At 56.4% G+C, this 22,786-nt stretch carries 15 protein-coding genes; 9 read left to right on the plus strand and 6 right to left on the minus strand.

The features are described from left to right. The first annotated feature begins 3 nt into the window (after window positions 1-3). The gene (locus tag SV7mr_RS16140; protein ID WP_419187472.1) at window positions 4-864 is read left to right on the plus strand and encodes an ABC transporter ATP-binding protein; all 861 of its coding nucleotides are present in this window, start codon (window positions 4-6) and stop codon (window positions 862-864) included. After that, window positions 861-2,012: an HlyD family secretion protein gene (locus SV7mr_RS16145; protein ID WP_145274344.1), complete on the plus strand. Its 1,152-nt coding sequence runs from the start codon at window positions 861-863 to the stop codon at window positions 2,010-2,012. Before SV7mr_RS16140 ends, SV7mr_RS16145 begins: the two co-directional genes overlap by 4 nt. Before the next feature lie 15 nt (window positions 2,013-2,027). Here the strand turns inward: SV7mr_RS16145 and SV7mr_RS16150 are convergent, their stop codons facing one another. Beyond that, window positions 2,028-5,123: a serine/threonine-protein kinase gene (locus SV7mr_RS16150; RefSeq protein WP_145274347.1), complete on the minus strand. Its 3,096-nt coding sequence runs from the start codon at window positions 5,121-5,123 to the stop codon at window positions 2,028-2,030. Between SV7mr_RS16150 and SV7mr_RS16155 the strand changes: the two genes are divergently transcribed. Continuing rightward, window positions 5,122-5,463 (plus strand): hypothetical protein, encoded by a 342-nt coding sequence (locus tag SV7mr_RS16155; protein WP_145274350.1) that lies wholly within the window; start codon window positions 5,122-5,124, stop codon window positions 5,461-5,463. The genes SV7mr_RS16150 and SV7mr_RS16155 overlap by 2 nt on opposite strands. Before the next feature lie 116 nt (window positions 5,464-5,579). Here the strand turns inward: SV7mr_RS16155 and SV7mr_RS16160 are convergent, their stop codons facing one another. The 4 genes from SV7mr_RS16160 to SV7mr_RS16180 form a co-directional block, all read right to left on the minus strand. Beyond that, entirely contained in the window at window positions 5,580-6,551 is a 972-nt protein-coding gene (locus SV7mr_RS16160; protein ID WP_145274353.1) for a 2-hydroxyacid dehydrogenase, read from the minus strand. Window positions 6,552-6,669: 118 nt separating this feature from the next. Further along, complete coding sequence (locus SV7mr_RS16165) at window positions 6,670-8,199, minus strand: NAD(P)/FAD-dependent oxidoreductase (protein WP_145274356.1); 1,530 nt, start codon at window positions 8,197-8,199, stop codon at window positions 6,670-6,672. Then, window positions 8,192-9,142 carry a hypothetical protein gene (locus SV7mr_RS16170; RefSeq protein ID WP_145274359.1) on the minus strand — a complete coding sequence of 317 codons (951 nt, stop codon included), beginning with the start codon at window positions 9,140-9,142 and terminating at the stop codon, window positions 8,192-8,194. Before SV7mr_RS16170 ends, SV7mr_RS16165 begins: the two co-directional genes overlap by 8 nt. A gap of 1,457 nt (window positions 9,143-10,599) precedes the next feature. Continuing rightward, the gene (locus SV7mr_RS16180; RefSeq protein ID WP_145274366.1) at window positions 10,600-11,889 is read right to left on the minus strand and encodes a hypothetical protein; all 1,290 of its coding nucleotides are present in this window, start codon (window positions 11,887-11,889) and stop codon (window positions 10,600-10,602) included. A gap of 553 nt (window positions 11,890-12,442) precedes the next feature. On the opposite strand from SV7mr_RS16180, the gene bcp reads away from it, so the two are divergent. Then, on the plus strand, window positions 12,443-12,919 hold the full coding sequence (gene bcp / locus SV7mr_RS16185; RefSeq protein WP_145274369.1) for a thioredoxin-dependent thiol peroxidase: 477 nt from the start codon (window positions 12,443-12,445) through the stop codon (window positions 12,917-12,919). A gap of 462 nt (window positions 12,920-13,381) precedes the next feature. After that, complete coding sequence (zwf, locus tag SV7mr_RS16190; protein WP_145274372.1) at window positions 13,382-14,836, plus strand: glucose-6-phosphate dehydrogenase; 1,455 nt, start codon at window positions 13,382-13,384, stop codon at window positions 14,834-14,836. Window positions 14,837-15,224: 388 nt separating this feature from the next. Here zwf and SV7mr_RS16195 read toward each other — a convergent pair whose 3' ends face one another. Continuing rightward, entirely contained in the window at window positions 15,225-15,710 is a 486-nt protein-coding gene (locus SV7mr_RS16195) for a hypothetical protein (RefSeq protein WP_145274375.1), read from the minus strand. A 336-nt stretch (window positions 15,711-16,046) separates the two neighbouring features. Here SV7mr_RS16195 and SV7mr_RS16200 point away from each other — a divergent pair, with 336 nt between their 5' ends. The 4 genes from SV7mr_RS16200 to SV7mr_RS16215 all read left to right on the plus strand — a co-directional run bounded on the left by SV7mr_RS16200 (window position 16,047) and on the right by SV7mr_RS16215 (window position 22,609). Continuing rightward, on the plus strand, window positions 16,047-17,273 hold the full coding sequence (locus tag SV7mr_RS16200) for a 3-hydroxyacyl-CoA dehydrogenase family protein (RefSeq protein ID WP_145274378.1): 1,227 nt from the start codon (window positions 16,047-16,049) through the stop codon (window positions 17,271-17,273). 100 nt (window positions 17,274-17,373) lie between these two features. Further along, window positions 17,374-17,904, plus strand: coding sequence for a gamma-glutamylcyclotransferase family protein (locus SV7mr_RS16205; RefSeq protein WP_419187473.1), 531 nt, complete (start codon window positions 17,374-17,376; stop codon window positions 17,902-17,904). A 128-nt stretch (window positions 17,905-18,032) separates the two neighbouring features. Then, window positions 18,033-19,580 (plus strand): Gfo/Idh/MocA family protein, encoded by a 1,548-nt coding sequence (locus SV7mr_RS16210; RefSeq protein ID WP_145274385.1) that lies wholly within the window; start codon window positions 18,033-18,035, stop codon window positions 19,578-19,580. 1,109 nt (window positions 19,581-20,689) lie between these two features. After that, window positions 20,690-22,609 (plus strand): hypothetical protein, encoded by a 1,920-nt coding sequence (locus tag SV7mr_RS16215; RefSeq protein ID WP_145274387.1) that lies wholly within the window; start codon window positions 20,690-20,692, stop codon window positions 22,607-22,609. Window positions 22,610-22,786 lie beyond the last annotated feature (177 nt).

Below are 22,786 nucleotides of genomic sequence, written 5' to 3' on the forward strand. Positions count from 1 at the left end.
TCGATGCCAATTTCATCCCAACCAAACGACGCGTTCAACAGCCCCATTACGCTGCCCCCCGTCACGCGTTCGCAAACACCAGCGCCGACACCAGCGCAGCAACCAACACCGCCCAGCGATCCTCAGCGATCGGCCCAGTCAGACGCGACCAAGCTGCATTGGCAGGACAACGCTCCTGCGGAACCCGCACCCAGCGAATGCATCTTGGCGGCTCGGCAAATCGTCAAGTCTTACTCGATTGGCAACCAAGAGCGACGAATCTTGGACGAAGTCGATTTTAGCCTGCGTCCGGCGGAGTGTGTGTTCCTGATGGGGCCCTCGGGAAGCGGAAAAACGACCCTGCTGTCGATCCTCGGCATGTTGCTTTCTCCGAATTCAGGTCAACTGTATTTTGGCGGCTTGAGAGTCGATCAAATCAGCCCCGAACAGCGCACCGAGATCCGCCGCAAATGCATCGGTTTTGTGTTTCAGCGATTGCAACTGATCAATGCCTTAGATGCTTTGGACAATGTCGCGATCCCTGTCACGTTATCGGGGACACCGCTAAGCGAAGCTCGAACACAAGCGGCTGACCTGCTCTGCCGTGTCGGGCTTGAATCGCACTTGAATGCACTACCGGGATCGATGAGTCCCGGGCAATGCCAGCGTGTCGCAATGGCGCGTGCAGTGATCCACCGCCCCCCGCTCGTTCTCGCGGATGAACCCACCGCGGCACTGGACGGTCAATCAGGAGAAGCAGTGATGCAGTTGCTTCGTGAATTGACACAGGAACGTGGCTTGTCCACCGTTGTTGTGACTCACGATCACCGAATGGAAAAGTTTGCCGACCGAATCTGCCGGCTCGACAATGGGAGATTCCAATGAAACAGTTCACTCACGCCGTAGTCCTGGCATTGCTTAGCACCAGTCTCTTGATCACCTTTGATCAGTACTTTCAGCGGCACAGCTTGCAACAGACGAACCTGAACATGATTCTGGGCTTTCTGAAATCCGCCGCGACCGCGGACATTGCACCGACAACCGAGGGCAGCATCCAAACCGCCGAACCACCCGCGTCCCCGTTTGAGGCATCCAAACGCAACTCTGGGCAATCCGTCAAATCGCGGGTTCACGCCGCCGGACACGTGCAAGGGGTGACGGAAACCATCGCCTTGTACCCAATGTTCCCCGGCGCGGTCAGCGAGGTCTTTGTCAAACGCGGCCAAGAGGTCAGCCAAGGAACACCGTTGCTGGAAATCGAAGCCGCTCGATACCAAGCCGCGGTTGAACTGGCGGAGGCGGAATTCCAGGTCGCACTTGCCGCAGAGCAAGAACTGATTCATGGCGCACGGGACAGTGAGATCGAAGCCGCGCGACAACAAATGATGGCTGCCCAGGCCACTCAGCAGAACAGCCAAGTCCGCTGGAAACGCGCTGAATTGCTTTGGAAACAGCGTGCCATCAGCGAACAAGATTACGACGACGTCCGCGAGCAAATGCTTGCCGCCCAAGCCAACTTGATCGCCGCCCAAGAGAAACTGGAAACCATCAGCGCGCCACCGCGTGATTTTGAACTTCACATGGCGACGGCAAAAGTCAAAGCGGCCAAGGCAAAGCTGGACACCGCCAAGATTGACCTCGATGACTGCACGATCACAGCCCCCAGCGATGGGACGGTGCTTGGGATCGACGTTCATCCCGGCGACTGGATCAGCCCCAACCAGGCTTTGGCCCCGATCTACTATTGCGATCTCACGGATGCACTGGTCCTTGCAGAAGTTGCCGAACACGATGCGTTGAAAGTCGAACCCGGTCAATCTGTCACGGTGACCTGTGATGCGGATTCCCTCTGGGACTGCCCAGGCAAGGTCATTGAAGTCGCTCCACGCATGAAGCCCAAACGCATTGTTGGCGGCTGGGCGGGTGAGCGATACGAATCATTCACCCGACGCGTCTGGATCAAACTGCAAACGCGTCGCAAACTGCCCATTGGTCTGCCGGTTGAAGTGATGATCGACGTCGTCGGCAACTGATCGGCGTCCGTTGGCTCAGTTGGACTCCGTGGTCACCACCGGCAGATCTTGCTCGCGAAAGCCATAGAAGATCGCGCCGTCCTGGCGATAATTGGCGGGTGTCAAGTCATAGTAGATTTGGCGATTCGGCCGCTGTGAATCCGACCAACGCACCGTCCAACGCACCTGCCGTTCCTGAATCCAAGTGTTCTCAGGTTCATCGAACGCGCCCAGAGTCACCAACACCTGGTTGCCCGGCATATCGGAAACGACCAACAGCGGCGAACTGATGTCAGAGGCTCCCAAGTAAGTATTGTCTTCCCCACGAAGATTCAGATACATCTCTTCTTCACCCAATTCATCAATCCCGATGAACTGGAACAATGGCTGTCCATCATCGACCACAAACACGCAGCGCAGGCATTGTCGTTCCACTAACACGGGATACATCTGCCCCGGCTGAGTTCGCAAGCGGAAGAAACCCAGCGGAATTTCAGCGGTCACGTCACTGAGCGAAAGCTGAATCCGTTGATCACCGCCTGGAATCGCAGTCACCGCACCACCGCTATCGATCATCCGCCCGCTGATGGCCAACAAGCCGTTGTTCCAAACCAACTGCAGAGCAGCGGCCTGATCCATCGAGATAAACGAGCCTTCTCCGCGGACAATTCCGTTGTTGATCTGTAGCGCAACCAGCGGAAGCCCCTGGCCGTCTTGCGCTGGGTCAGCAAGCGACTCTCGCGCCGCGGTCGCGGTCGCGGTTTCAACTTCGATGAAACGAACATTGTCATGAATGGGTTGGTTGATCAATGTCAGCGTGCAATTTTCGAACTGGGTCAAACGATTTTCGTTGAACACAAACATTGCACCGCCTTCGACTTGTTCTGCACCCAACTCCCAGCGGAAATCAAGATTTACGAACTTGGTGGGGTGCGATCCCACATCGACCATCTGCGAGCGTTCTTCATCGACGCCTTGAACCGCGTCCAGCTGGATCACCGTCCTGCCAACGGTCGAAACGATTTCCAGATTGTCACGCGGAATTTCAACGGGGCCAGTGACGACTTCTTCCACCGCAAGTTCGATTTTGTTCACCCCCAGTTGTTCAGCCAGTTGCAGCGCCGTGTCGAGAGCCGAGGCAACCACGGCGCCATCTTGATCTCGATCAATGTCATTGACTTTTAGTGCTGCGGCAAATCGAGGCGACGAAACCACACGCACAACTTGCGGCGCCGGTAGTCCGCCTTGCGAATCAGCGCCAGGACCAGTATCGGGTAAGGAAACACCATTGGCACGGGGATCGGGACCGGCCTGATCTGCCATGCCAGCATTGCCAGTCTGCAACGGCGTTGGCGGAAACGCACTCGTCGCCTCCGTTTGCAAATCGATTCCTGGCAGCGACAGAACGTCTCCGGCGAGCAAACGTTCCGAGTTGGGCGGTTCGAGGTTCAGTCGCGGAGGTTTGGCGGCGTCGGCAGATCGAGAGCTGGAATCCTGGTTCGTTCCAGAGTCCATCCTGCCGGTGGCTTGATCGCCAGCAGACGCATCACGCCCCTGCGGCGATCCCCCCGTCCCGTTTTCCGTTCCATTGGTCGGATCGCCATTCACCGGGACGGGACGCCCATCGCCAACGGCTGCGTTTGGCTGTCCGCTTGTGCCACCGCCAGGCTGCACGGCAGCAGTTCCCACGCCAGGTGCTGGATCCGCTGGATTGCCAGCACTGCGAATCCGATCCGCCAATGCGTCGGGCACCTCGATGCCGAAACGCTCTTCATGAATGATCGACTGCAATCGCAGAAATCCACCGACGATCAAGATCAGCAGCACCGCGATCATCCACGGCAAATGCGTTTGCAAACGCTGTAGACCTTCGATCGCCTGACTGGGCGCCGCAACGGTGATCGCCTGAGCGCGGCGCAATTGAAACCGATAAGCCAGCTCGTTCAGGTCACTGAGCAAATCGCCCGCGTTTTGATAACGGAATTTAGGTTCCTTGGCCATCATGCGATGCATGATTTCCACCGCTTCATCGGGCAGATCTGGACGCAACTCTCGAGGATCCGGTGGCGGGGCATTGCCGTGGCTGATCAGTTTTTGCAACATCGTGCCACCGTTATACGGGGCTTCACCGGTCAGCAAAAAATAGAACGTGCAACCCAGTGAATAGAGATCACTGCGCAAGTCGGCTTCGCGCGGATCCATGGCCTGTTCAGGCGAGATGTAATCGAAGGTGCCTAAGGTGATTCCGCTAGCGGTCTTGTCTTCACTGAATTCCAGGTTGGCACTGCGAGCGAGCCCCATATCCACCAGCTTGGCAGCGCCATCGGAAGTCACCAAAATGTTCGATGGCTTGATGTCGCGGTGAACAATTCCCCGCTGGGAGGCGTGTGCCAGAGCTTCGGCTACCTGCGAGGTATAAACGACCGCATCATCCAACGAAAGCACGCCCTGAGTGAGCACTAGATCGCGGAGGTTAATGCCTTCGATATGTTCAAAGACAATGTAGTGCCAGCTGTCGTAGTTGCCGGCATCAAAGACGCGCGCGATTCGCGGATGATCCAGCTTGGCCGCGTTTTGCGCTTCATTGCGAAAACGCCGTTGCAGTTCTGGATCATTGCCAACAAAGGGAATCACCTTTATGGCAACAATCCGATCAAGCTGTTCATCATGAGCGCGAAACACAGCCCCCATGCCACCACCGCCAATCAAAGCTTGCAAGTGGTATTGATTGAGTTGTCTGCCAACCAAACCCTTGGTGACTTGAACCGGCGAACCACCGTGTGCAAGACGTCGATCGGCTTTTGGGCTCGACGAATTTCCAGATGACACTCGGCGAATCACCGTTGGTGCTTCATCCAATCCAACGGGATCTCCCGGCGACGCTGTACCGGTGATCGCTTCATCGCCGGGGGCATGCACGGTGACCGTGCTGGGTGCATTCGGATCGATCCGAACGTCGGAATCAGGGCTGTCAACGTCCTGCGGTGCTGGCTGGTCCGAGGCTGGTACGGCTTGATTCCAAGACATCGAATCCGAGCTGGGCTGTGTTGGCTGGCGCAACGCTGGCTCACTCGGCGACACGCGTTGCCGCCGGACGGTTGAGTCCTGAGAGTTCGCTTCGGGATGAGTCATGAATCAGCATTTGCTTCCTAGCAAGCCGCCGTCACAACAGGCCGCCCACCGGGTCTTCTTTGGCAAACCCGATCCATCTGGCAACGCGATGCTGACGGTCCAACGGCCGCAACTCGGCGCGATCGGTCCGGTCGGTGACCCGCGAACAAAGCCATCTGAAGGAAAGACAAAGAGCATTGAGAAAAGATCAGGCTGTCAATCACCTGCTGGCATGACGTTCCGCCGCCAAAGCGAAACGCGTCCAGTTAGCAAAATAGTAACGGTCAGCCAAAGCGGGGTCAATGAAATGCCGTGCGAACGCCAACGAGCGGCCCGGAACCTAACCGAAAATACCGGTTAAAGCGTTTGCTGCCCGCCACAGCCCCACCACCGGACTCTGAAGCCCCGCCTCACGTCGTGACCCGAGTTGCCGCTGGCAACAGGGCGAAATGCCCCTGCCTCAGCGATAACAGACTCTCACAATGCATTCACTGGATTCGGTGGCTGCTGCCCACGGCACACGGCCAAACAATTCTCAACGGCCAGTTCGCCCATTTTGGTCCGCGTCTGCATCGTCGCGCTCCCTAAATGCGGCGCCAACACCGTCTGCTTTAACGCGGGCAATCCTGGATGAATCGCAGGCTCCTGTTCATAAACGTCCAACCCGGCGCCGCCGATCCAACCGGCCTGCAATGCTTCGACCAATGCAGCTTCATCAACCACCGCCCCCCGGGCCGTGTTGATCAAGATCGCTGACGGCTTCATGCTTTGTAAACGTTCGCGGTTGATCAAGTGCTTGGTTTCATCACACAACGCCACGTGCACCGAGACAAAGTCACACTGCGGCAAGAGCTGATCAAGCGGGACATAGGTCACATTCAGCGACCGCTCGTCAGATTCGGACAGTCGAGTTCGATTCCAGTACAAACAGCGCATGTCGAAGGCTGCAGCGCGGCGCATGGTGGCTTGAGCAATGCGACCGAAGCCAACAAACCCAATCGTGGCGCCGGTCACTTCGGTTCCCAACAACTGCATCGGCCCCCAGCCCTGCCAATCACCTTGACGGACCAATTCGTCGCCTTCAACTACGCGACGAGCGGTGGCCAACAATAGCGACATCGCCATGTCAGCAGTGCAGGCGGTCAACACGTCAGGCGTATTGGTGACAACAACCCCGTGTTTCGATGCCAGGGCGACGTCAATGTTGTTGTAACCGACGGCGTAATTTGAAACCACTTTCAAGCCACTGCCGGCACGAAACACTTCCTCGTCGATTCGATCACTTAGCAAGCAGATCAAACCATCCACTTTCGTCACCGCATCAAGCAATTCTTCGCGAGTCGCTCCAGCATCGAGATCCGCCGGCAGCAGCAGTTCGGATTCGACGTCTAAGCGTTTCATCACGGCATTGGGAAGTCGTCGCGTCAGGAATACTTTTGGCAAACTCATTGCACCACTGTTGGGAAAACGAACAAAAATCAAGCGTCAATCAAGCGCACTCATCATGGGAATCCAGCATTCAAACTCACTGGTCTCAATGGGTTTGCTGGCTCAATGGGTTGCTGGCTCACTTGGTTGCTGTATAAGCGTAACGGTTCAGCGCGGCTGGATCCAGCAGGCCAGCTTGGTTCCACGGTGCTAACACTGATTGCATCTGGCTGAGAATGCGTGCTGGTTCTTCGGTCGAGCGAAGCAGTTGATAACAAATTTGCATGGCATCCAAAAACGGCTGATCCTGGGCCATCCAATAGGCGTTGGGCCACTGGCCGGCCAAGAGTTGTTCTTCGCACTGGATCGCGGCCGCAAAGTACAGCATGCTGGCCATGCAGAAACGCGGAAAATCCGACATGCAGTGATACGCCAGCGAAACCATCTGGTCAATCAATGCGGCTTCATCCAAAACCGCCTGACGATAGGTCTCGAGCGACTGCGTGGAAACGCCTGCGTCCAACAAATGCGCCATTCGCTGAACCCCTGACAAGGCGTGAGCAATTCCGGTGCTATGCAAAGGATCAATCGTGACCGCTGTGGTGGGCATCATCACGATCGAGTCACTGACCACAGGATCGTTCAACCGCTGCAATCGTCCCGTGACCAACACCTGTCCCGGAACCTCGGCAAGCTTGGCGTGCCGCATGCATGGTCGAAGTGCCGGGTAGCGTGAGAATCGCCCCTGAAGTTCAGCCGCTAGGATTTCGCCCAAAGCGACTTGGCTGGCCGGTTGATCATCACAGGGAGCCGTCACTCCGACACTGGTCACTCCATTGTTAAAACGTAACATCCACACCCATCCGCGATCAAGCAAGTGATGCTGGGCGGCGGCGTCGGCGTGAAAGGGATGCGAAGCGCGCTGATCTTGGTGCAAGTCATTGAAGTGATCGCCAAATGAAGCGACCGAAGTGAAATGCGAGAACGCACTGACACTGTTGGTTTGCAAGCGAGGCAACAAGGACTGGCCCCCGAGCAATTGGGCCGTGACCGCTGATCGGCCGCTCGCATCGATCACAAAATCAGCCTGCACAGAGGCTTTGTTTTGAAGCATCAACATGTGCCTGCCCGCTGGCGAAGTGTCGATTGCAACGACGCTGCTGCCAGGCAGACAACGCACACCCGAGCGTTTGGCTTGATCAAACAGAAAGGCATCCACATCACTGCGAAACCAATGTGTGTCAGAGCGTTGATCGGTTGGGCTGGCGGCAACCAACAGGCTGCGCTGTCCCTTTTTTGACTCGACCATCGCGTCCCCCTGAGCGGTGCCACGATGATCAAAGTAACTGAATCCGCGTTTCAGACCACAGGCCAGCCGCTGATGTGATGTTTGCCAAGCGCCATAACTGGACATCGCGACCAGGTCTGGTAATCCGTATTCTTCACCGAGTCGTCGCAACAACAGATCGGCGATCGGCGTTGAAGATTCGCCGATCGCAAACCGTGGGTGCTGTCCGGCATCAATCAAAACGACGGAGTAACCTTTGAGGGACAAAATGCGTGCCAAGATCGAAGCACTAAAGGAACCACCGATGATCGCGACCTGCGAGCGCGTCGGATGGTTTCCCTTCCCGGCCGGCTTTGCTGCTTTGTTCACTGCTTCAGACATCGCTCGTCATTCTCTGAGACAGATTGGCTTGCTGCAAACGCTGCAATTGCCCCGCCTGAACCTCGCCCTGCATGGCCTTTTCCAAGTCCCAAACATCGAAACTGATACAGGCATGGGTTTCCGCCGCCATCGCGAACGAGTCGGCCAACAAGTCCGTGAGGGCCGAGACCTCCAGCTTGGGCAACTCCCCTGCCCTGCCCGCCCAGCCTTCACCCGGCCGCGCAGGAATCAAACTGACGTGACGCGATCCTTGTTCTAATGCGTACTGAACCGACTGCCTGGCCCAGCGAATCGACTCGGCCAAGCTCATTCCGGGGAACCCAACGATCAGAAAGGTTCGCAAATCAATCTGCCGTTGAGCCAAAGACTGTGCATAACGAGCGTAGTCGGCGAGTTCCATCTTCTTGCCAATTCGCTTCAAAGCTCCCGGATAAATCGTCTCCAGTCCCACGGCGACCTCTAACTGGCAACCCCGATCAGACTGGTTCAGCGCAGACAAAAAGTCATCATGCAACGACGCGCCGATCAGGGGATGGTTTTCAACCACGATCCGTTGAAACGGGCGACACAACTCAGCCAAGCCTTGGTAGTCAGCCGGTGGCACACTATTGCGATCGAAGAAGTTGCCACTGTTGTAAAGCTTGATCCAGCGTGGGGAGCTGCTCGCTGGGCTTGCCTCGAATGAGGTCTGCTGCAGGGCGTGCCTGACTTGGTGAATCGTCTGCCCAGCACGGAGCGGCCCGGGGACCGTGTACTGATGCAGGTCGCACATGTTGCAACCAATCGGACAGGTCGCGCCGGTCATCAGCACCGTCAACACATCAACGCTTGTTGTTTTCCATCCCCCACTCCGCTCTGGCAACAACGACCGCTCTGGCAACAACGTCCGCCAGGCTTCGCGTTCTTCAATGACGGCAACAGGTCGATCAGCAATACGTGTCATGCCATCAGTTTACTTCATCACTGCCAGCTGAACATGAGACACATTGGCAACTTCGTCCAAGCCATTTCCTGCCTGCCACTTCATTGCAATCACAACGCCAGCTTCAAGCCAGCGGCTGGCAATTGCAAACCAGCGGGTGGCAGCCCCGCCACCTGCAATCCAGTGGCCAATCGGCGTCGGATCGCCCCAAGTTATCAAAGCAAAGCGAGGAGCCAACCGGAGTTTTGACGAAGAAAGCACAGACGCGCATGGGGGATGCAAAACTCTTCGCAACCAGCAAACTCGCTGTTTTGACCGATGCACAGGGCTTTCCAGGCCTGCCAATAACATTACCCAGATTGCACAATCGATACAACGAGATTCTTCGCGCGTTAATCCGGGCGCAATAATCCAAATGTTGCAGTAAAGTCGTGGTTACGCATCAGGAAAGGACGATAGCCAATTCTGCACAAAGAATGCAGGTCGTCATCCTGTCATTTGAGTGACGCTAACGCTTTGGACGGTAGTGTCGGTGAGTATTGGATTGATACTGCTAGACACAATCCGGCGAGTGCTCACTGGCACGAGTCACCACCACAACCGGTTCAACATCAGCGGAAGCGCTGGCAAGACCCTTCCAATTTTTACACATGGAGAATCACGATGCGTCGTGTAATCGTTCCTGCTCTGTTGGCCGTCGTTATGGTCGCAAGCACCTCTGCAAACGCAAGCGCGTTTGGTCTATTCAGTGGCCTTTGTAATAAAGGCTGTGACACCTGCTGTGACGCAGAACCAGCATGCGGCCTTGAGCCAGCTTGCGGCTGCGAAGTCGCTGAGCCAGCCTGCGGTTGCGAACCAGCCTGTGGCTGCGAAGCTGCCCCTTGCTGTGGCAAGAAACGTGGCTGCGGATTGTTCGCTAAGTTCTTCAGCAAAAAGCACCGCAGCTGCTGCGAACCAGCATGCGGATGCGAGCCTGCTTGTGGCGCTGAGCCAGTTTGCGGCTGCGAAGTTGCTGAGCCCGCTTGCGGTTGCGAACCAGCCTGCGGTTGCGAGCCTGCTGGCTGCGACAGCTGCTGTGGCAAAAAGCTCGGCGGTGGCCTGTTCGGCAAGCTGTTCAGCTGCAAGAAAAGCAGCTGCTGCGAACCAGCCTGTGGCTGCGAGCCAGCTTGCGGTTGCGAGCCAACCTGTGGCATTCACTGAGTTGAATTGAACTGAATCACTCGATAAGAGAATCAGTTTCGGTAGCCTGATTGCGGCCCTGATAGCCGCAATCAACTATCAACCAAGTTTACAATGAAAATCCTCCCTCGGCTTCGGCCGCGGGATGATGCGAGCATTCTCCGGCTAAGAAAATCTCGCACTCGCTCGGCGGTGATGAACCGTCGAGCATTTTTTATGCGCTGAGGTTCACACACAAAACCTGATTCGCGGCAACTGAAGCTAATCTTGAGCTGCCAAACCCATCTCTGACCTCTCTGTCAATCGTCCAATCCAAGCAGCATCTGCTGGACGTCATCAAAGTACGGCTCGGCCTCAGCAAGTGTCGGTAGTTGACACGCCTTAAGCATCTGGTCCATCCGCTTGCGACGCTCCGCTTCGTCCATCGGACCAGCGACCGGTGGACGCTGCTCTTGCATTGCATCGTCGGAGGATCCCAAAACGTTCTGAATCTTGGACTTCACTTTGGCTTCGATGACTTTGAAACCAATGACAACGATGACGACCAAACCCAACAAGGCATAACCGGCTTCTTCCCAAAGCCCAGTAAACACCGCCACCAACAAAATTGGCAGGGCCAGCACGAAGGTTAAACAACCAGTCGCCTTGATCGCTGACTTCTTCAACGAACCGCCCATGGCTCCTAGCAGATTGGCCATGTCCAACCGTTTGTTCGAAAGCAGCCCTGGAAGGAATCCTCCCAAGACCTCTGCATCACTCATTGGCACCCCCGCCTGACCGCTTGCCTGACACTGTTGCAGGTAGCCATCAAGCAACGTTTCAACCGTCCAGTCCGGCCAACCAGTTTGCAACTTGCGAACGAGCTTTTCACCGCCCTGTCCCCAGTACACCATGCGTCGCTGTTGCTGGTCGAACAAGAGCCCTTCGGTGACGAATTTCTCCGCCGGTAAGTCAACAGGTTGCAAGGCGATCAGCTCTGCCAATACGGATCCCTTTCCGCTCAACACATCTTCCGAAAGCTCGACCATGCCTCGCTGGCTGACCTCCCCTGTCTCGTCCACGATTGTCACCCACGCGCCCTGATTGTCTTCGCTAAAGGGCGGTTCATCCTGGTCATCCTCTTCGTCGTCATCGTCTTCGTCGCCATCGTCGTCTTCCCACATGCCGGGAAGAAAATCACTTGCCGCGGCCTGAACATCTTCCGGACGATCATCCCACTCCTCGTCATCTTCTGGATCAAAGGGCAGATCAAGCAGATCGCAGACGACTCGCTGCAAATCACTGCTAGCGATCTCGCTGAGCGAAAAACCAGGCCAAGCATGCTGCAACAACTGACTGTATAACAACCAGGCTCGGCGTCGCGGCAAGGAGTCAACTTCACCCCAGGCCAGAACCTTGGTGTCAAAATCAACAACCGCAACGCCACAGAGATCCTCGGGCTCCTCATCGGCTTCGCCTCCAGCGACGAGCCAAGCCTCAAACTCATCCGGCCCCCAAATCAATTCGCGTCGCAGGCAAGCCCAAACGTCAACGTAACAATGTTGCTGACCATCACGAATCAAAACACAGCAAGCTGCAGATCGACTCATTTCTCTGTTCTATTCCTTCGCTAGGCATTGGGTTCCATCGAGACTCGGTAAGCGAGCCAGGCAGTCTCGACGACAGGTGCGCGGGCAAACCACGCTGCAGACATCCGTCGGGGTTGCTAAACGCAGCCACAAACCGATCGGATCATTAACGTGACACAGCGTATCAGATCGACCGCAGCCTCTCAATCAGTGGGGGGCATCCAGTGGTGCCCCGGTTCCCCGGCGATCGAGAGATGAGCCACCGAACTCACCGACGCAACCTCCAGGATCATGCTTGGCCGTCTCTCCGCTCACCGCACGGCACAGTCCCGTTCACCACAGTCCCATTCACCACAGCCAAAGATTGCCTCAATCAAGGGTTCCAATCAACAGCCTTCCCCAGGGATCCCCCGCCAGGACGGCGGCACCGTAGGTTCTGCCCGGGTTTTCGATGTGGTACATTTCCCTGCAAACATGATCGGGGAAGCATCCTAACCGTTTTCGCGAAGCTCAATCGTGTCGGTGAGCATGCAGCCCCCATTGCTTTTTAACTGTCTTGAACGAGGAATCACTGATGGCGGATTGGATTGAAGTTGGCAAGAAAGCCCCCGCATTTACCCTTAGCGACGATCAAGGTAACAAGGTCAAACTTAGCGACTTAAAAGGCAACCCGGTCGTGCTGTTCTTCTATCCTCGCGACGACACGCCCGGTTGCACAAAAGAGGCCTGCGCCTTCCGAGATCGCTACGATGAGATGCAGGAACTGAGCGCTCAACTATTTGGTGTCAGTGCCGATTCAGCCGAAAGCCACGTGAAGTTCAAGGAAAAGTACTCCCTGCCCTTCCCGCTGCTGGTCGATGAAAAGCACGCAATGCTAGAAAAGTACGGTGCTTGGCGAGAAAAAAACATGTACGGCAAAAAGTCCATGGGGATCCAACGCAGCACCTACCTGATCGATGGCGACGGCAAGGTCGTCAAGGTTTGGAAGCGCGTTCGCGTCGACGGCCACGACCAACAAGTGATTGACGCCCTGATCGAACTGCAGGGCTAGGCGCTGACCGGGCACCGGCAACGCAGACATGGCGGTTCCCGGTCCGCCATCCCAGAGAGGCCCCTACCGACAAAGCATCTGGGGGCCTAACTTTATTGACCGTGGATCGGGCGGCGTGAATCGCGGCACGCACCGCTTTGGCTTCCCGAATGTCCAAAGAACGCGGCCAGCGAGAGGTTGCAGCGAAAGGTTCCAGCTAGGCGGAGCACAGATGATCGACGGCCGATCCCCTTGCGGGGCAAACGCCGGCTTTCAGCGGGAACCTTCACATCCGACAGGGCCTTCACATCCGACAGGGCCTTCACATCCGACAGGGCCTTCACATCCGACAGGGCCCTCACATCCAATTGGCATGGAGCTCGCGAGGCAACTGCAAACGACGCAGCAACCACCGCGCTGGCGGGGCAGCCCAACCACCTCACTACTGACTCACCAACAGTCTTACTTAACCTACACAGTGCTATGTCTCATACGATCGTGATCTTTGGTGCATCTGGCGACCTAACCAGTCGCAAGCTTGTCCCCGCCCTGTATTCGCTCTACACCAAAGATCGAGGCGATGATGAAACACGAATCGTGGGTGTCTCCCGTTCCAAGTTCGAACACGAAGAGTTTCGAAAGTCACTTCGAGAATCAACCAAGAAGTTTGTTGGCGACCTGTTTGACAACGAAACATGGGAAGCGCTTAGCCGGAACATCTACTATCAACCGGCCGACATCAACAACGCCGAAGACTTTCAGGCCTTATCGAAGATGCTTGAGGAAGTCGAAGGCGGCGAACCATCCGGTCGCGTCTATTATCTCTCCACCATGCCCCAGCTGTACGAGAAGGCGATTCTGCAGCTCGGCGCCGCTGGCCTGGCAGATGACACCAATGGCTACCGCCGTGTGATCATTGAAAAGCCCTTCGGCACGGATTTGAAAACCGCTCAGGCACTGAACGAATCCATTCACCAAGTCTTTCGCGAAGACCAGATCTATCGCATCGATCATTACTTAGGCAAAGAGACCGTTCAAAACATCTTTGCACTCCGGTTTGCCAATTCGATCTTTGAACCGATCTGGAACCACCATTACGTTGATCACGTGCAGATCACCGTGGCAGAAGAAGTCGTCGTCGGCCGCCGTGCAGGCTACTACGACAATGCCGGCATCCTGCGAGACATGTTCCAGAACCATATTTTGCAATTACTAACCATCACGGCGATGGAGCCACCTGCTCGCTATGACTCGACGATGGTCCGTGACGAAAAGGTGAAAGTCCTGCACAGCATTCGCAAAATGGTTGGCGCCGACTTTGCGTCCAACACCCTGCGAGGCCAGTACAAGGGCTACTTGAACGAAGAGGGAGTGCCACCGGACAGCCAGACGGAAACCTATGCCGGACTGAAGCTTTATTGTGATAACTGGCGTTGGAAAAACGTGCCCTTCTACCTTCGCAGTGGAAAGGGCATGTCCTGCCGAACCTCGCAAATCGTGATCCAGTTCCGCCAAGTGCCGCATATCTTGTTCGGCCACAAAACGCGTGAACCCGTGGGCAATCGCCTGGTGATCCAAGTCCAACCAGCAGAGGGCATTCAGCTGCACTTTGAAACCAAAGTGCCTGAGAGTGAAATGAAGACTCGCACCAGCACCTTGGACTTCAGCTTCAACCGAGAGGCCGGCGGGAAAAGCCACTCCGATGCCTACCAACGTCTCCTGCTGGACTCGATGCTAGGCGACGCCAGCTTGTTCGCACGTAGCGACGAAGTTGAATTGGCGTGGGGAATCATTGACCCCATCATTGCCGCTTGGAAAAGTCCCGCCGCACCGCCGCTGCATCAATATGAAACAGGATTCTGGGGACCATCGGAAGCCTCGCCGTGGATGCAACAGCAGGGACGCGAGTGGTTCGATGTCTGTCCCGTTTTGCAATAGCAAGACGTTGCAGGGAGACGCCGTGCTGATGACGCCATGCTGATGATGCTGCGTGGAACGCGGCTGGAGCGCAAGCCCGCCGCCGATTCGGTGACGCCTGTGCGAGGCCATGGAGTTCAACGATCAGGACGTATTGAACCAGTGCGCATTGACTCAAGACGCATTGACCCAGTGCGGCGAATCCACTGATCAGCCGCGAGTCGCGAAAGCTTTCCCCGCTAACCGACTTCGACTAGCGAGTCAGTCAACCGAGCACTGGTCACTCAGCCGAGCACTGGTCACTCAGCCGAGCACTGGTCACTCAGCCGAGCACTGGTCACTCAGCCGAGCACTGGTCACTCAGCCGAGCACTGGTCGATCAGCCGAGCACTGGTCGATCAGCCGCGAGTTACTGAATGCGAGGTTGCTTCAGAAACTCGTTCACCGTTGGCTTGGCCGCTTTGTCCTCTGGCGGAAAAGGACTGAACAGGCCGTTAAAGAAACCACCTTCCTTCTTCTTGGTCGATGGAGCGGGCTGCTTGGTTTGATTGGACTTGAATCCTGCTGGCATGAACTGCATGGGATTCAGTGCATTCTTGGTTCGATTCCAAGTGTTCTTGGCCGTCTGAGTGGTCTCTGCAACCAAGCCATCTTTTTTCTTAATCACGCGTTCCTTCTCTTGCTTGGAAGGAAGCATGTTGGAAAACTTTGGCATGGGGACTTTGGGCATTTTCCAGTTCATGGGGTTCATGCTCTGGAAAAAGTTTCCCACGGTGTTCTGTGGAGCTGCTGGCAGGGCAGGAGTCGAGCTGCCCATTTCCTGGGCCTGGACGCCTGAGGCCGAGGCCAGGCAGAGAGTTGCTAAGGTGATGATTCGGTAAGCAAGTTTGTTCATTGTACCGTTCTGTGCTGGTTCGCTTTTCTACACGGATCCAAGCGACTCGGCCAGTAAAAGCTGTCAGGCGGAGCGCTTCGTTTGTTCGATACCCAGCCCTTCGAGAGGGCCTTGGGTCTGGTTCTATGGCAAACTTCTCCCCCTGGTCGCAAGGTCAGTTTCTCCCCTCAGCGGGGAAACCTGGCTGAACGCGGGCCCCCCCCGCCCAAACGTGCGTTTTCGTGTTCGCAAGAATGCTGTAAAACCAGACCCCGATGGCAAAGTGGGTCCTCCGGCTTCGACAAGAGAACCTCGTGTGCTGTGCTTCCAGTCGCTGTTTCCAAAACCCACGATTCGATGTTTCCTGCTCCTAGCTCTCCCCCTCATGCGTCGACACCACCACCGATCGATGGCTCACAAGTTGTCCTGATCGGTGCCGGTGTCGTGGGTTCGGCGATCGCCGATGCGCACCTGAATGCCAAGCAGGGATTCATCCTCGCAGACCAGTCCGCGGAGTGCATTGCCCGCGCGGCACAGCACTGGAGCCAAGCAGGGCACCAAATCGAAACTCACCGGTTTGCACTGAGCGAACTGCACGCCATCCAAGTCACTCCCGGCGGTGAGCAAGCTGCCAGTGAGCAAGCTGCCAGCGAGCAAGCTGCGGGCCAGCAGCCGACACTGTTCATCGAATCGATCGTTGAAGACTTGGCCGCCAAGCAAACGCTCTTCAATCAGATCATTCAGCACTATGGCCGCGACATTGTGCTTGGCAGCAACACCTCGACGTTGCGTATCGGAGAGATCGCCAGTGGAACCGAGCATCCGGAGCTGCTCTGTGGCATGCACTTCTTCATGCCGGTCTACAACCGTTTGGGAGTCGAAGTGGTCCGCGCGAAAGACAGCGCTCACTCGGTCTGTTCCCAAGCCTCCACGCATGTTCGCCGGCTTTGCAAAATGCCCATCGAATGCGGTGACGGCCCTGGGTTTGTGATCAATCGAATGCTGTGCACCTATTTGAATCAAGCGTTACTGCTGCTGTGCCGTGGATCCAACGCCGACCAGATCCAGCGTGTTTCCATTGCCTATGGCATGCCATTGTCCCCGTTAGAGCTGATCGACTGGATTGGTTCCCGCACCATGTTTCGAGCCGGCCGCGCGTTCACCAATGCGTTCCCCGGACGACTGGACGCTTCACCCGTTGTCCCTGGGATGGTGAAACGCGGCTTACTGGGCCGACAAACGGGCCAGGGCCTTTATCAGTACGATGACAGAGGCAAACGGTCTGCAGAGCTTTCCCCCAAAGCCGTTGAACTGATCGAGACCTATCGCACCGACAATCGTGACTTTACCGACGCCGACGTGCTCTTTCTGCTAGCCATTCCCATGTGGATCGAAGCCCAGGGCATCCTGGCCGAAGGCCTGATTGATTCTCTGGACAGCATCGATCATGCCATGGTCGGCGGCTTGGGCTTCCAATCGGACTTGCCCTGGTCGGGGCTCTTCACTGAACTCGGTAGCGACACCGTTTCGGCGGCAATTGAGCAATGGCAATCCTCGTTTGCTTCCATGCGTTGGCCTCAATAGTCGCCTACATCATCGCGTCGCATTGGCCCAAACAGTCCCCACACCGTGGCCTGACCACACCGTTTCGCAACCGCCCTTCCTTCCCACGAGCATGCACTTGATGGATACTCAGTCCGCTGCCGACGACCTTCTTGCGACCGATGTTCAAGCGATGTTTGTCTATGGAACGCTGCAGCGTGGCCAGCGTCGTGAAGTCAACTGGCCGCGCCAACCCTTGTCGATTCAGCCCGCATGGATTTGGGGCGATCTGTTTGGGCGATCTGATTATCCAGCGCTGCGTCCGGGCAAGCGAAAAGTCCGTGGTGAACTGTGGAGGTTTGCTGCCCAAGACATGCCACAGACCTTGGAAATCCTGGATGAAATTGAAGGCACCACCGACAATGGCCCGCAAGATCGCTACCAGCGCCGCTTGAGCGAAGCCAACATTCTGAATGCCGACAACCGCTCGGCCAATCCAGTGTCGGTGGATCCAGCGACCAGCCCGATCCGCTGCTTCACCTACCTTTATCACTGGGATGTACACGAGCAGGGCTTTTTGCGTTGCCCGGTGGTTGATGGATTTCAGCACTGGACGGCGCAGTCTTGGCAAGACCACTTTGGCGTTCAAAACGCTGCTGACGACGACCAGTAGCCGGTGCGAGTGGCCTCACCACGTCAGCTTGTGGCAGGCTTCGAGGGACAGAACGCACAGGCGTGGTCAGTTTTGGTATCCTGGGAGGCCGTCTTTATTCCCCCACTGACTTCTGCGTGGTCCCATTGATGATCGAACATTCAACACCCCAAAAACAAACACCAGCCCCGAAAGACAACGCTACAAAATCAAGCCCGGACAACCGCCGAGCCTTCCTAAAAGGCAGTGCTGCAACCGGTGTTGCTGGCACACTGACAGCCTCCTTGGTTGCCCCCGGCCGCCAAGCGGCAGCCGCCAACGCGGGCCAGCGACTGCGGATTGGCTTTATCGGCCCCGGCGGCCGTGGCTTCGGCGCTCACGTCCGGACCTTGTGCGAACTGCATGGCTATGGTCGAAAGATCGACCTGGTTGGAGTTGCGGAGGTTTATGAAACGCAACGAGAAATGGTTGCAGACTACATCAACGAAAAGACTGGAACCAAACCAGCCACCTACGTTGACTATCGCGATATGATCGAAAAAGAGAACCTGGACGCGGTTTGCATCGGCACCCCTGATCACTGGCACCATAAACAGACCATCGATGCGCTGGCTGCTGGCCTGAATGTGTACTGTGAAAAACCAATGACCAAGACGGTCCAAGAGGCCTTCAACGTGGAGGCGAAATGGCGGGCTTCAGGCAAGGTCATGCAGGTCGGTGTGCAATCCACCAGCTTGCCGGTTTGGAATCAGATTCGAGGACTGCTGCAGGACGGCATGCTCGGGAAAATCCTCGGCTTTCAAACCGAATACTTCCGCAACAGCAATGTGGGACAGTGGCGTTATTACAAACTGCTGGCCGACATGAACCCCAAGAAGATCGACTGGGATCGCTGGTTGGGGCTGGAAGAAAACCTTGCCCCAGAAATGGACTTTGACCGCGCCGTCTACAAACAGTGGCGCCGCTTTTGGCCGTTTGGTAGCGGCATGTTCACCGACTTGTTTGTGCACCGTACCACGACGATGTTGAAAGCCACTGGACTGCGCATTCCCGGACGCGTGGTTGGCGCCGGCGGCATCTACCTTGAATACGACGGTCGCGATGTGCCTGATGTGGCCACCGTGGTTGCGGACTTCAACGAGGGCGTGCAAGGCCTGATCACGGCGACGATGTGCAACCAAGAATCTCGTGTCAATCAGTTGATTCGAGGCCATTATGGCACGTTCTTACTGGGCAACGGCGAAAAGTTTGATGGCTTTGAATTTGTCCCCGAGCGACGGCAAGTGACAAGCGAAGGTGACAAACAGAAACGCGTCTTCACCGAGCAACGCATTCCCACCGAGACGGTTGACAACACCACCAAAGCGCACTTCAGCAACTTCATCGATGCTTGTGAAGCCGGTGACCCCATGGCTTGCAACAACCCGCCAGACCTGGGTGCCGCAGCGATGGCGGTGGTCAACCTGGGCGCTCAAAGCTATCGCAATGGCGAGGTCTACTTCGTCGATCAGCAGCGTGAGATCAGTGACCAGGATCCGGGCTGGGCGAAAAAGTGGGAAGAAAAATCCAGCCGTCGAGAGAAACCCAACCACATTGCGGGCTGGAAAGCTGGTGATTTTGGCAGCAAACTCGATGAACCCACCTACATGGACCAGGCTGGCCCCTGGATTAACGGCAAAGATCCTGCCGGCAGCTGAGTTTGACTCACTGTATTGCCTGTGAATCCCCGGATTTTGATCGGCAATGCATCAATGTTTCACCTGCCGGGCCAGTTATTCTGGCTGGTCCGGTAACTTGCCTTGCGGGTGAAACGTTCGCAGCAATGTAGGTCAACTCCCCCTTGGGAAAGCTAGACTCAAACGCTATACATAAGTTATCAGTACGGGACGTGCGCGACGGAAAACCATAGCGGACGAGCCCGAATCACCAATCAACACCAACATTCGATGAGGAAGACGGTAGAAAACACCCTTTCAGGGGACCGTTTTACAGACTGCGATCATTGATTGAACTCAAGAATCCGCGGTTTTAGTTGGTCCGAAACCAGAATTGCGTGCTCCATTGGCTCGCCGTGAAATGGCCAGTCGGTTGGAGAAACTGTCCCACCACTGCTAATTTGCCAACTGGAAGGAGATTGTTGGCGTCTTTGCCGCAGAAATACCGCTGGATTCCGTTGGATCATTCGCTTGATCAACCAGCATCGCTCTGCCCAAGCAATGGACCGCCTCCCTTCCAACTGACACTGTGATTGACGTTCGCCAGGCCTCCCGATCGGCATCTGCCCAGTCGGTGTGAGATTGACGACCATCGTTGAACCAGACACGATCCATCAGCGATCAAAGCTAGCGGTGAAGGCGGGGACAGGATCAATCAACCTGTACACACAGCCAAAGCAACGCAACTAAACCGAACGTGCGATACATGCAAGTATTCAGCTGGCCTGATGTTATGGCCACCATTTGCTGAGACTAGATGGTTTACGCCTCACCCGGTGCACGATCGGACGACCAATCATCTCCGTATCAACAATCACACTCGCCAGTCTTCACATGGCCTGACAAGTTCATGCACGCTGTTTGAAATGGTTAGAAACCGAACAGCGACATCGCCTCCAAACGCTGGAACCTTGTCCACCTAAACGGTTGCACTGAAAGACGATCGCACCACTGCTTAATGTGGCCACCATCGCTCCCAGAAACGATCGCGTCCTCGTGACGACGGTCCAACTTTCTGGGACCGGTCCACTGTCATCACCCGCTGCGATTCTGCCCTCTTTGTTTATCGAGCCAACAAAACATGCAACCGAATGCCCGATAACTGGAACCTTCTGGCCAAGTTGCTTGGCACCCCTGGACCACCAGAGTCCGCCAAGCAATCACGGAAAAATAACGCCGACGGAGCAGAAGCCGTCGAACCTGAAACCACTGCCAGCGAACCAACGGACGCCCCAGTCAGCGAAGAAATCGTTGCTGAACTTGAATTGGTCGAGACTGAGGTCGTCGTCGATGAAGACACCACCGCCGAAGAAGTCCTGTCTGCACTGACCAGCGATGTTCAGCAGGCGACGCTTCCCGGTTTTGGCGTGCAAGCCAAAGATCCTTCGCTGAATCGACTGACCAAAGGCGGCCCTGAAGCCGTCGAAGAACCGGTCGTTGACGAGCTGCTCGAAAACGATCCGCAATCATCCCGCTCGGACGAACTCTTCACTGAGGATGAATCGCCTGAACAGCCATCGCTCGAAGGCATTGCCGATACGCCAGCACCAGCCGAACCGCCAGCACCAGCCGAACCGGAAGAGACAACGGACGGAGCCTGGGCCGATCTAGCCGACGAACTTGGCATCGACGGCGGTGCCGCAAACGCGCCTCACCCAGAGCCGCAAACGCTGGAAACACGCAGCCCCAAATCAAAAGACAAACCTGCCAAGAAAGCCCAACAAACAGCCAAGCCCAGCGGCTTTGGCGAAGGACTCGGCTTGGACCTTGGCCCGGAACCCGAGGACGAAGCGGAAGTCGTCGAAGTCGTCGAAGTCGTCGAAGTCGAAACAGAAACCCTGGAAGTCGATTTCACCGCCGAGGCCAGCTCGGCTTCGACCGACAGCATCGACGAGATCGACCCCTTGTCCTTCAAGTCGTTTGCCGACTTGGACGACGATGAGCCTGCGGCCGAAGAAACCGTGGAAGTCAAGGCAAAGTCGAAACCGACCCGGAAACCTCGCCAAGAGGCAAAAGACGACGATCGCGATGAAGCCAATGGTCGCCGATCGCGACGCTCTGGCGGACGCGGCCGAAACCAACGCCGCGATGAGGAGCCCAAGTCCGACGATCGCGACGATCGTCCTCGCTCACGCCGTCGCCAACGCGCAGAAAACGACGACATTGTTGAAGACGAAGAGGAACTGGTCGTCGACTTCAGCCAGAAAGAGGACGAAGACGACACACCGACTCGTGAACGCTCGTCACGCGGCAACCGATCAGGCCGTCGCGGACGCCGCGGCCAACGGCAACGAATGTCCGAAGAGGACGTCCAGGATTCACAAGACGAAGATCGCCAGGAAACCCCTCGCTCCAGTGATGACGAAGACGATGATCCCGGCACCTCGCGTCCAAGAAGCCGCCGACGCGGTGGCCGAGGACGAGGTCGCGCCAATCGTCGCGACGAAGTCGAACAAGACGACGAACCCGCTGAAAACGTCGACGACGTTTCGCTTGATGATGACGATAGCAGCGATGACGGCGACGAACGTCCGTCTCGCCCCCGACGTCGTCGCGGTGGACGCAAACGTGGAAAACGTCGGGAAGAAACCGCTGAACGCGACGACGAAGACGAACCACGCAGCGAAGCGACTTCAGACTTCGATGATGATCACGAAGACGACGACGAAGCTGCCGAAATGCGGCGTGGACGTCGCAGCCGTCGTGGACGTCGACGCGGTAAAGACGATGATCGAAGTAACGACAGCGAACGCAGCAATGACAGCGAACGCGGCAACGACAGCGGGCGCGGGCGCACCGAAACGCGCTACAACGATGACGGCGAAGAACGCGAAGTGCCCGCTCGTCAACGCGGCCGACAACGCGGAAGCAACTCTGACGATGCGAAGCCTCGCAAGTCCGTGCCCACCTACTTGGATGTCGTCACCGGCCTAGTTGACAACAACATTCACAACCACAAGAAAGGTGGTGGTGGTGGCGGACGCTCACGCGGCAAACGCAGCCGCCGGTAGACCGCTCAAGCAACCGTTTGGGCATTCGCCACGCCCCTTCAGCAACATCCTCCCGCCAGCGGGAGCGGCTGTGTTAGATGTCAAGCGTTTTGTGGATTTTCCCATGCTGTATTTGTTTTGACCATTGTGTTGAGTGTGATGAGGATTTTGCGCATGCATGCGGTAATAACGACCTTT

The sequence above is a fragment of the Stieleria bergensis genome (assembly GCA_007745635.1).
Taxonomy (GTDB): domain Bacteria; phylum Planctomycetota; class Planctomycetia; order Pirellulales; family Pirellulaceae; genus Stieleria; species Stieleria bergensis.

Coding starts and splice junctions, on each gene's coding strand:
- SV7mr_RS16200 (WP_145274378.1), top strand. CDS start 16,047: ATGTTTCCTGCTCCTAGCTCTCCCCCTCATGCGTCGACACCACCACCG.
- SV7mr_RS16210 (WP_145274385.1), top strand. CDS start 18,033: ATGATCGAACATTCAACACCCCAAAAACAAACACCAGCCCCGAAAGAC.
- SV7mr_RS16145 (WP_145274344.1), top strand. CDS start 861: ATGAAACAGTTCACTCACGCCGTAGTCCTGGCATTGCTTAGCACCAGT.
- SV7mr_RS16150 (WP_145274347.1), bottom strand. CDS start 5,123: ATGACTCATCCCGAAGCGAACTCTCAGGACTCAACCGTCCGGCGGCAA.
- SV7mr_RS16180 (WP_145274366.1), bottom strand. CDS start 11,889: ATGAGTCGATCTGCAGCTTGCTGTGTTTTGATTCGTGATGGTCAGCAA.
- zwf (WP_145274372.1), top strand. CDS start 13,382: ATGTCTCATACGATCGTGATCTTTGGTGCATCTGGCGACCTAACCAGT.
- SV7mr_RS16165 (WP_145274356.1), bottom strand. CDS start 8,199: ATGTCTGAAGCAGTGAACAAAGCAGCAAAGCCGGCCGGGAAGGGAAAC.
- SV7mr_RS16155 (WP_145274350.1), top strand. CDS start 5,122: ATGAATCAGCATTTGCTTCCTAGCAAGCCGCCGTCACAACAGGCCGCC.
- SV7mr_RS16140 (WP_419187472.1), top strand. CDS start 4: ATGCCAATTTCATCCCAACCAAACGACGCGTTCAACAGCCCCATTACG.
- SV7mr_RS16205 (WP_419187473.1), top strand. CDS start 17,374: ATGGATACTCAGTCCGCTGCCGACGACCTTCTTGCGACCGATGTTCAA.
- SV7mr_RS16160 (WP_145274353.1), bottom strand. CDS start 6,551: ATGAGTTTGCCAAAAGTATTCCTGACGCGACGACTTCCCAATGCCGTG.
- SV7mr_RS16170 (WP_145274359.1), bottom strand. CDS start 9,142: ATGACACGTATTGCTGATCGACCTGTTGCCGTCATTGAAGAACGCGAA.
- SV7mr_RS16195 (WP_145274375.1), bottom strand. CDS start 15,710: ATGAACAAACTTGCTTACCGAATCATCACCTTAGCAACTCTCTGCCTG.
- SV7mr_RS16215 (WP_145274387.1), top strand. CDS start 20,690: ATGCCCGATAACTGGAACCTTCTGGCCAAGTTGCTTGGCACCCCTGGA.
- bcp (WP_145274369.1), top strand. CDS start 12,443: ATGGCGGATTGGATTGAAGTTGGCAAGAAAGCCCCCGCATTTACCCTT.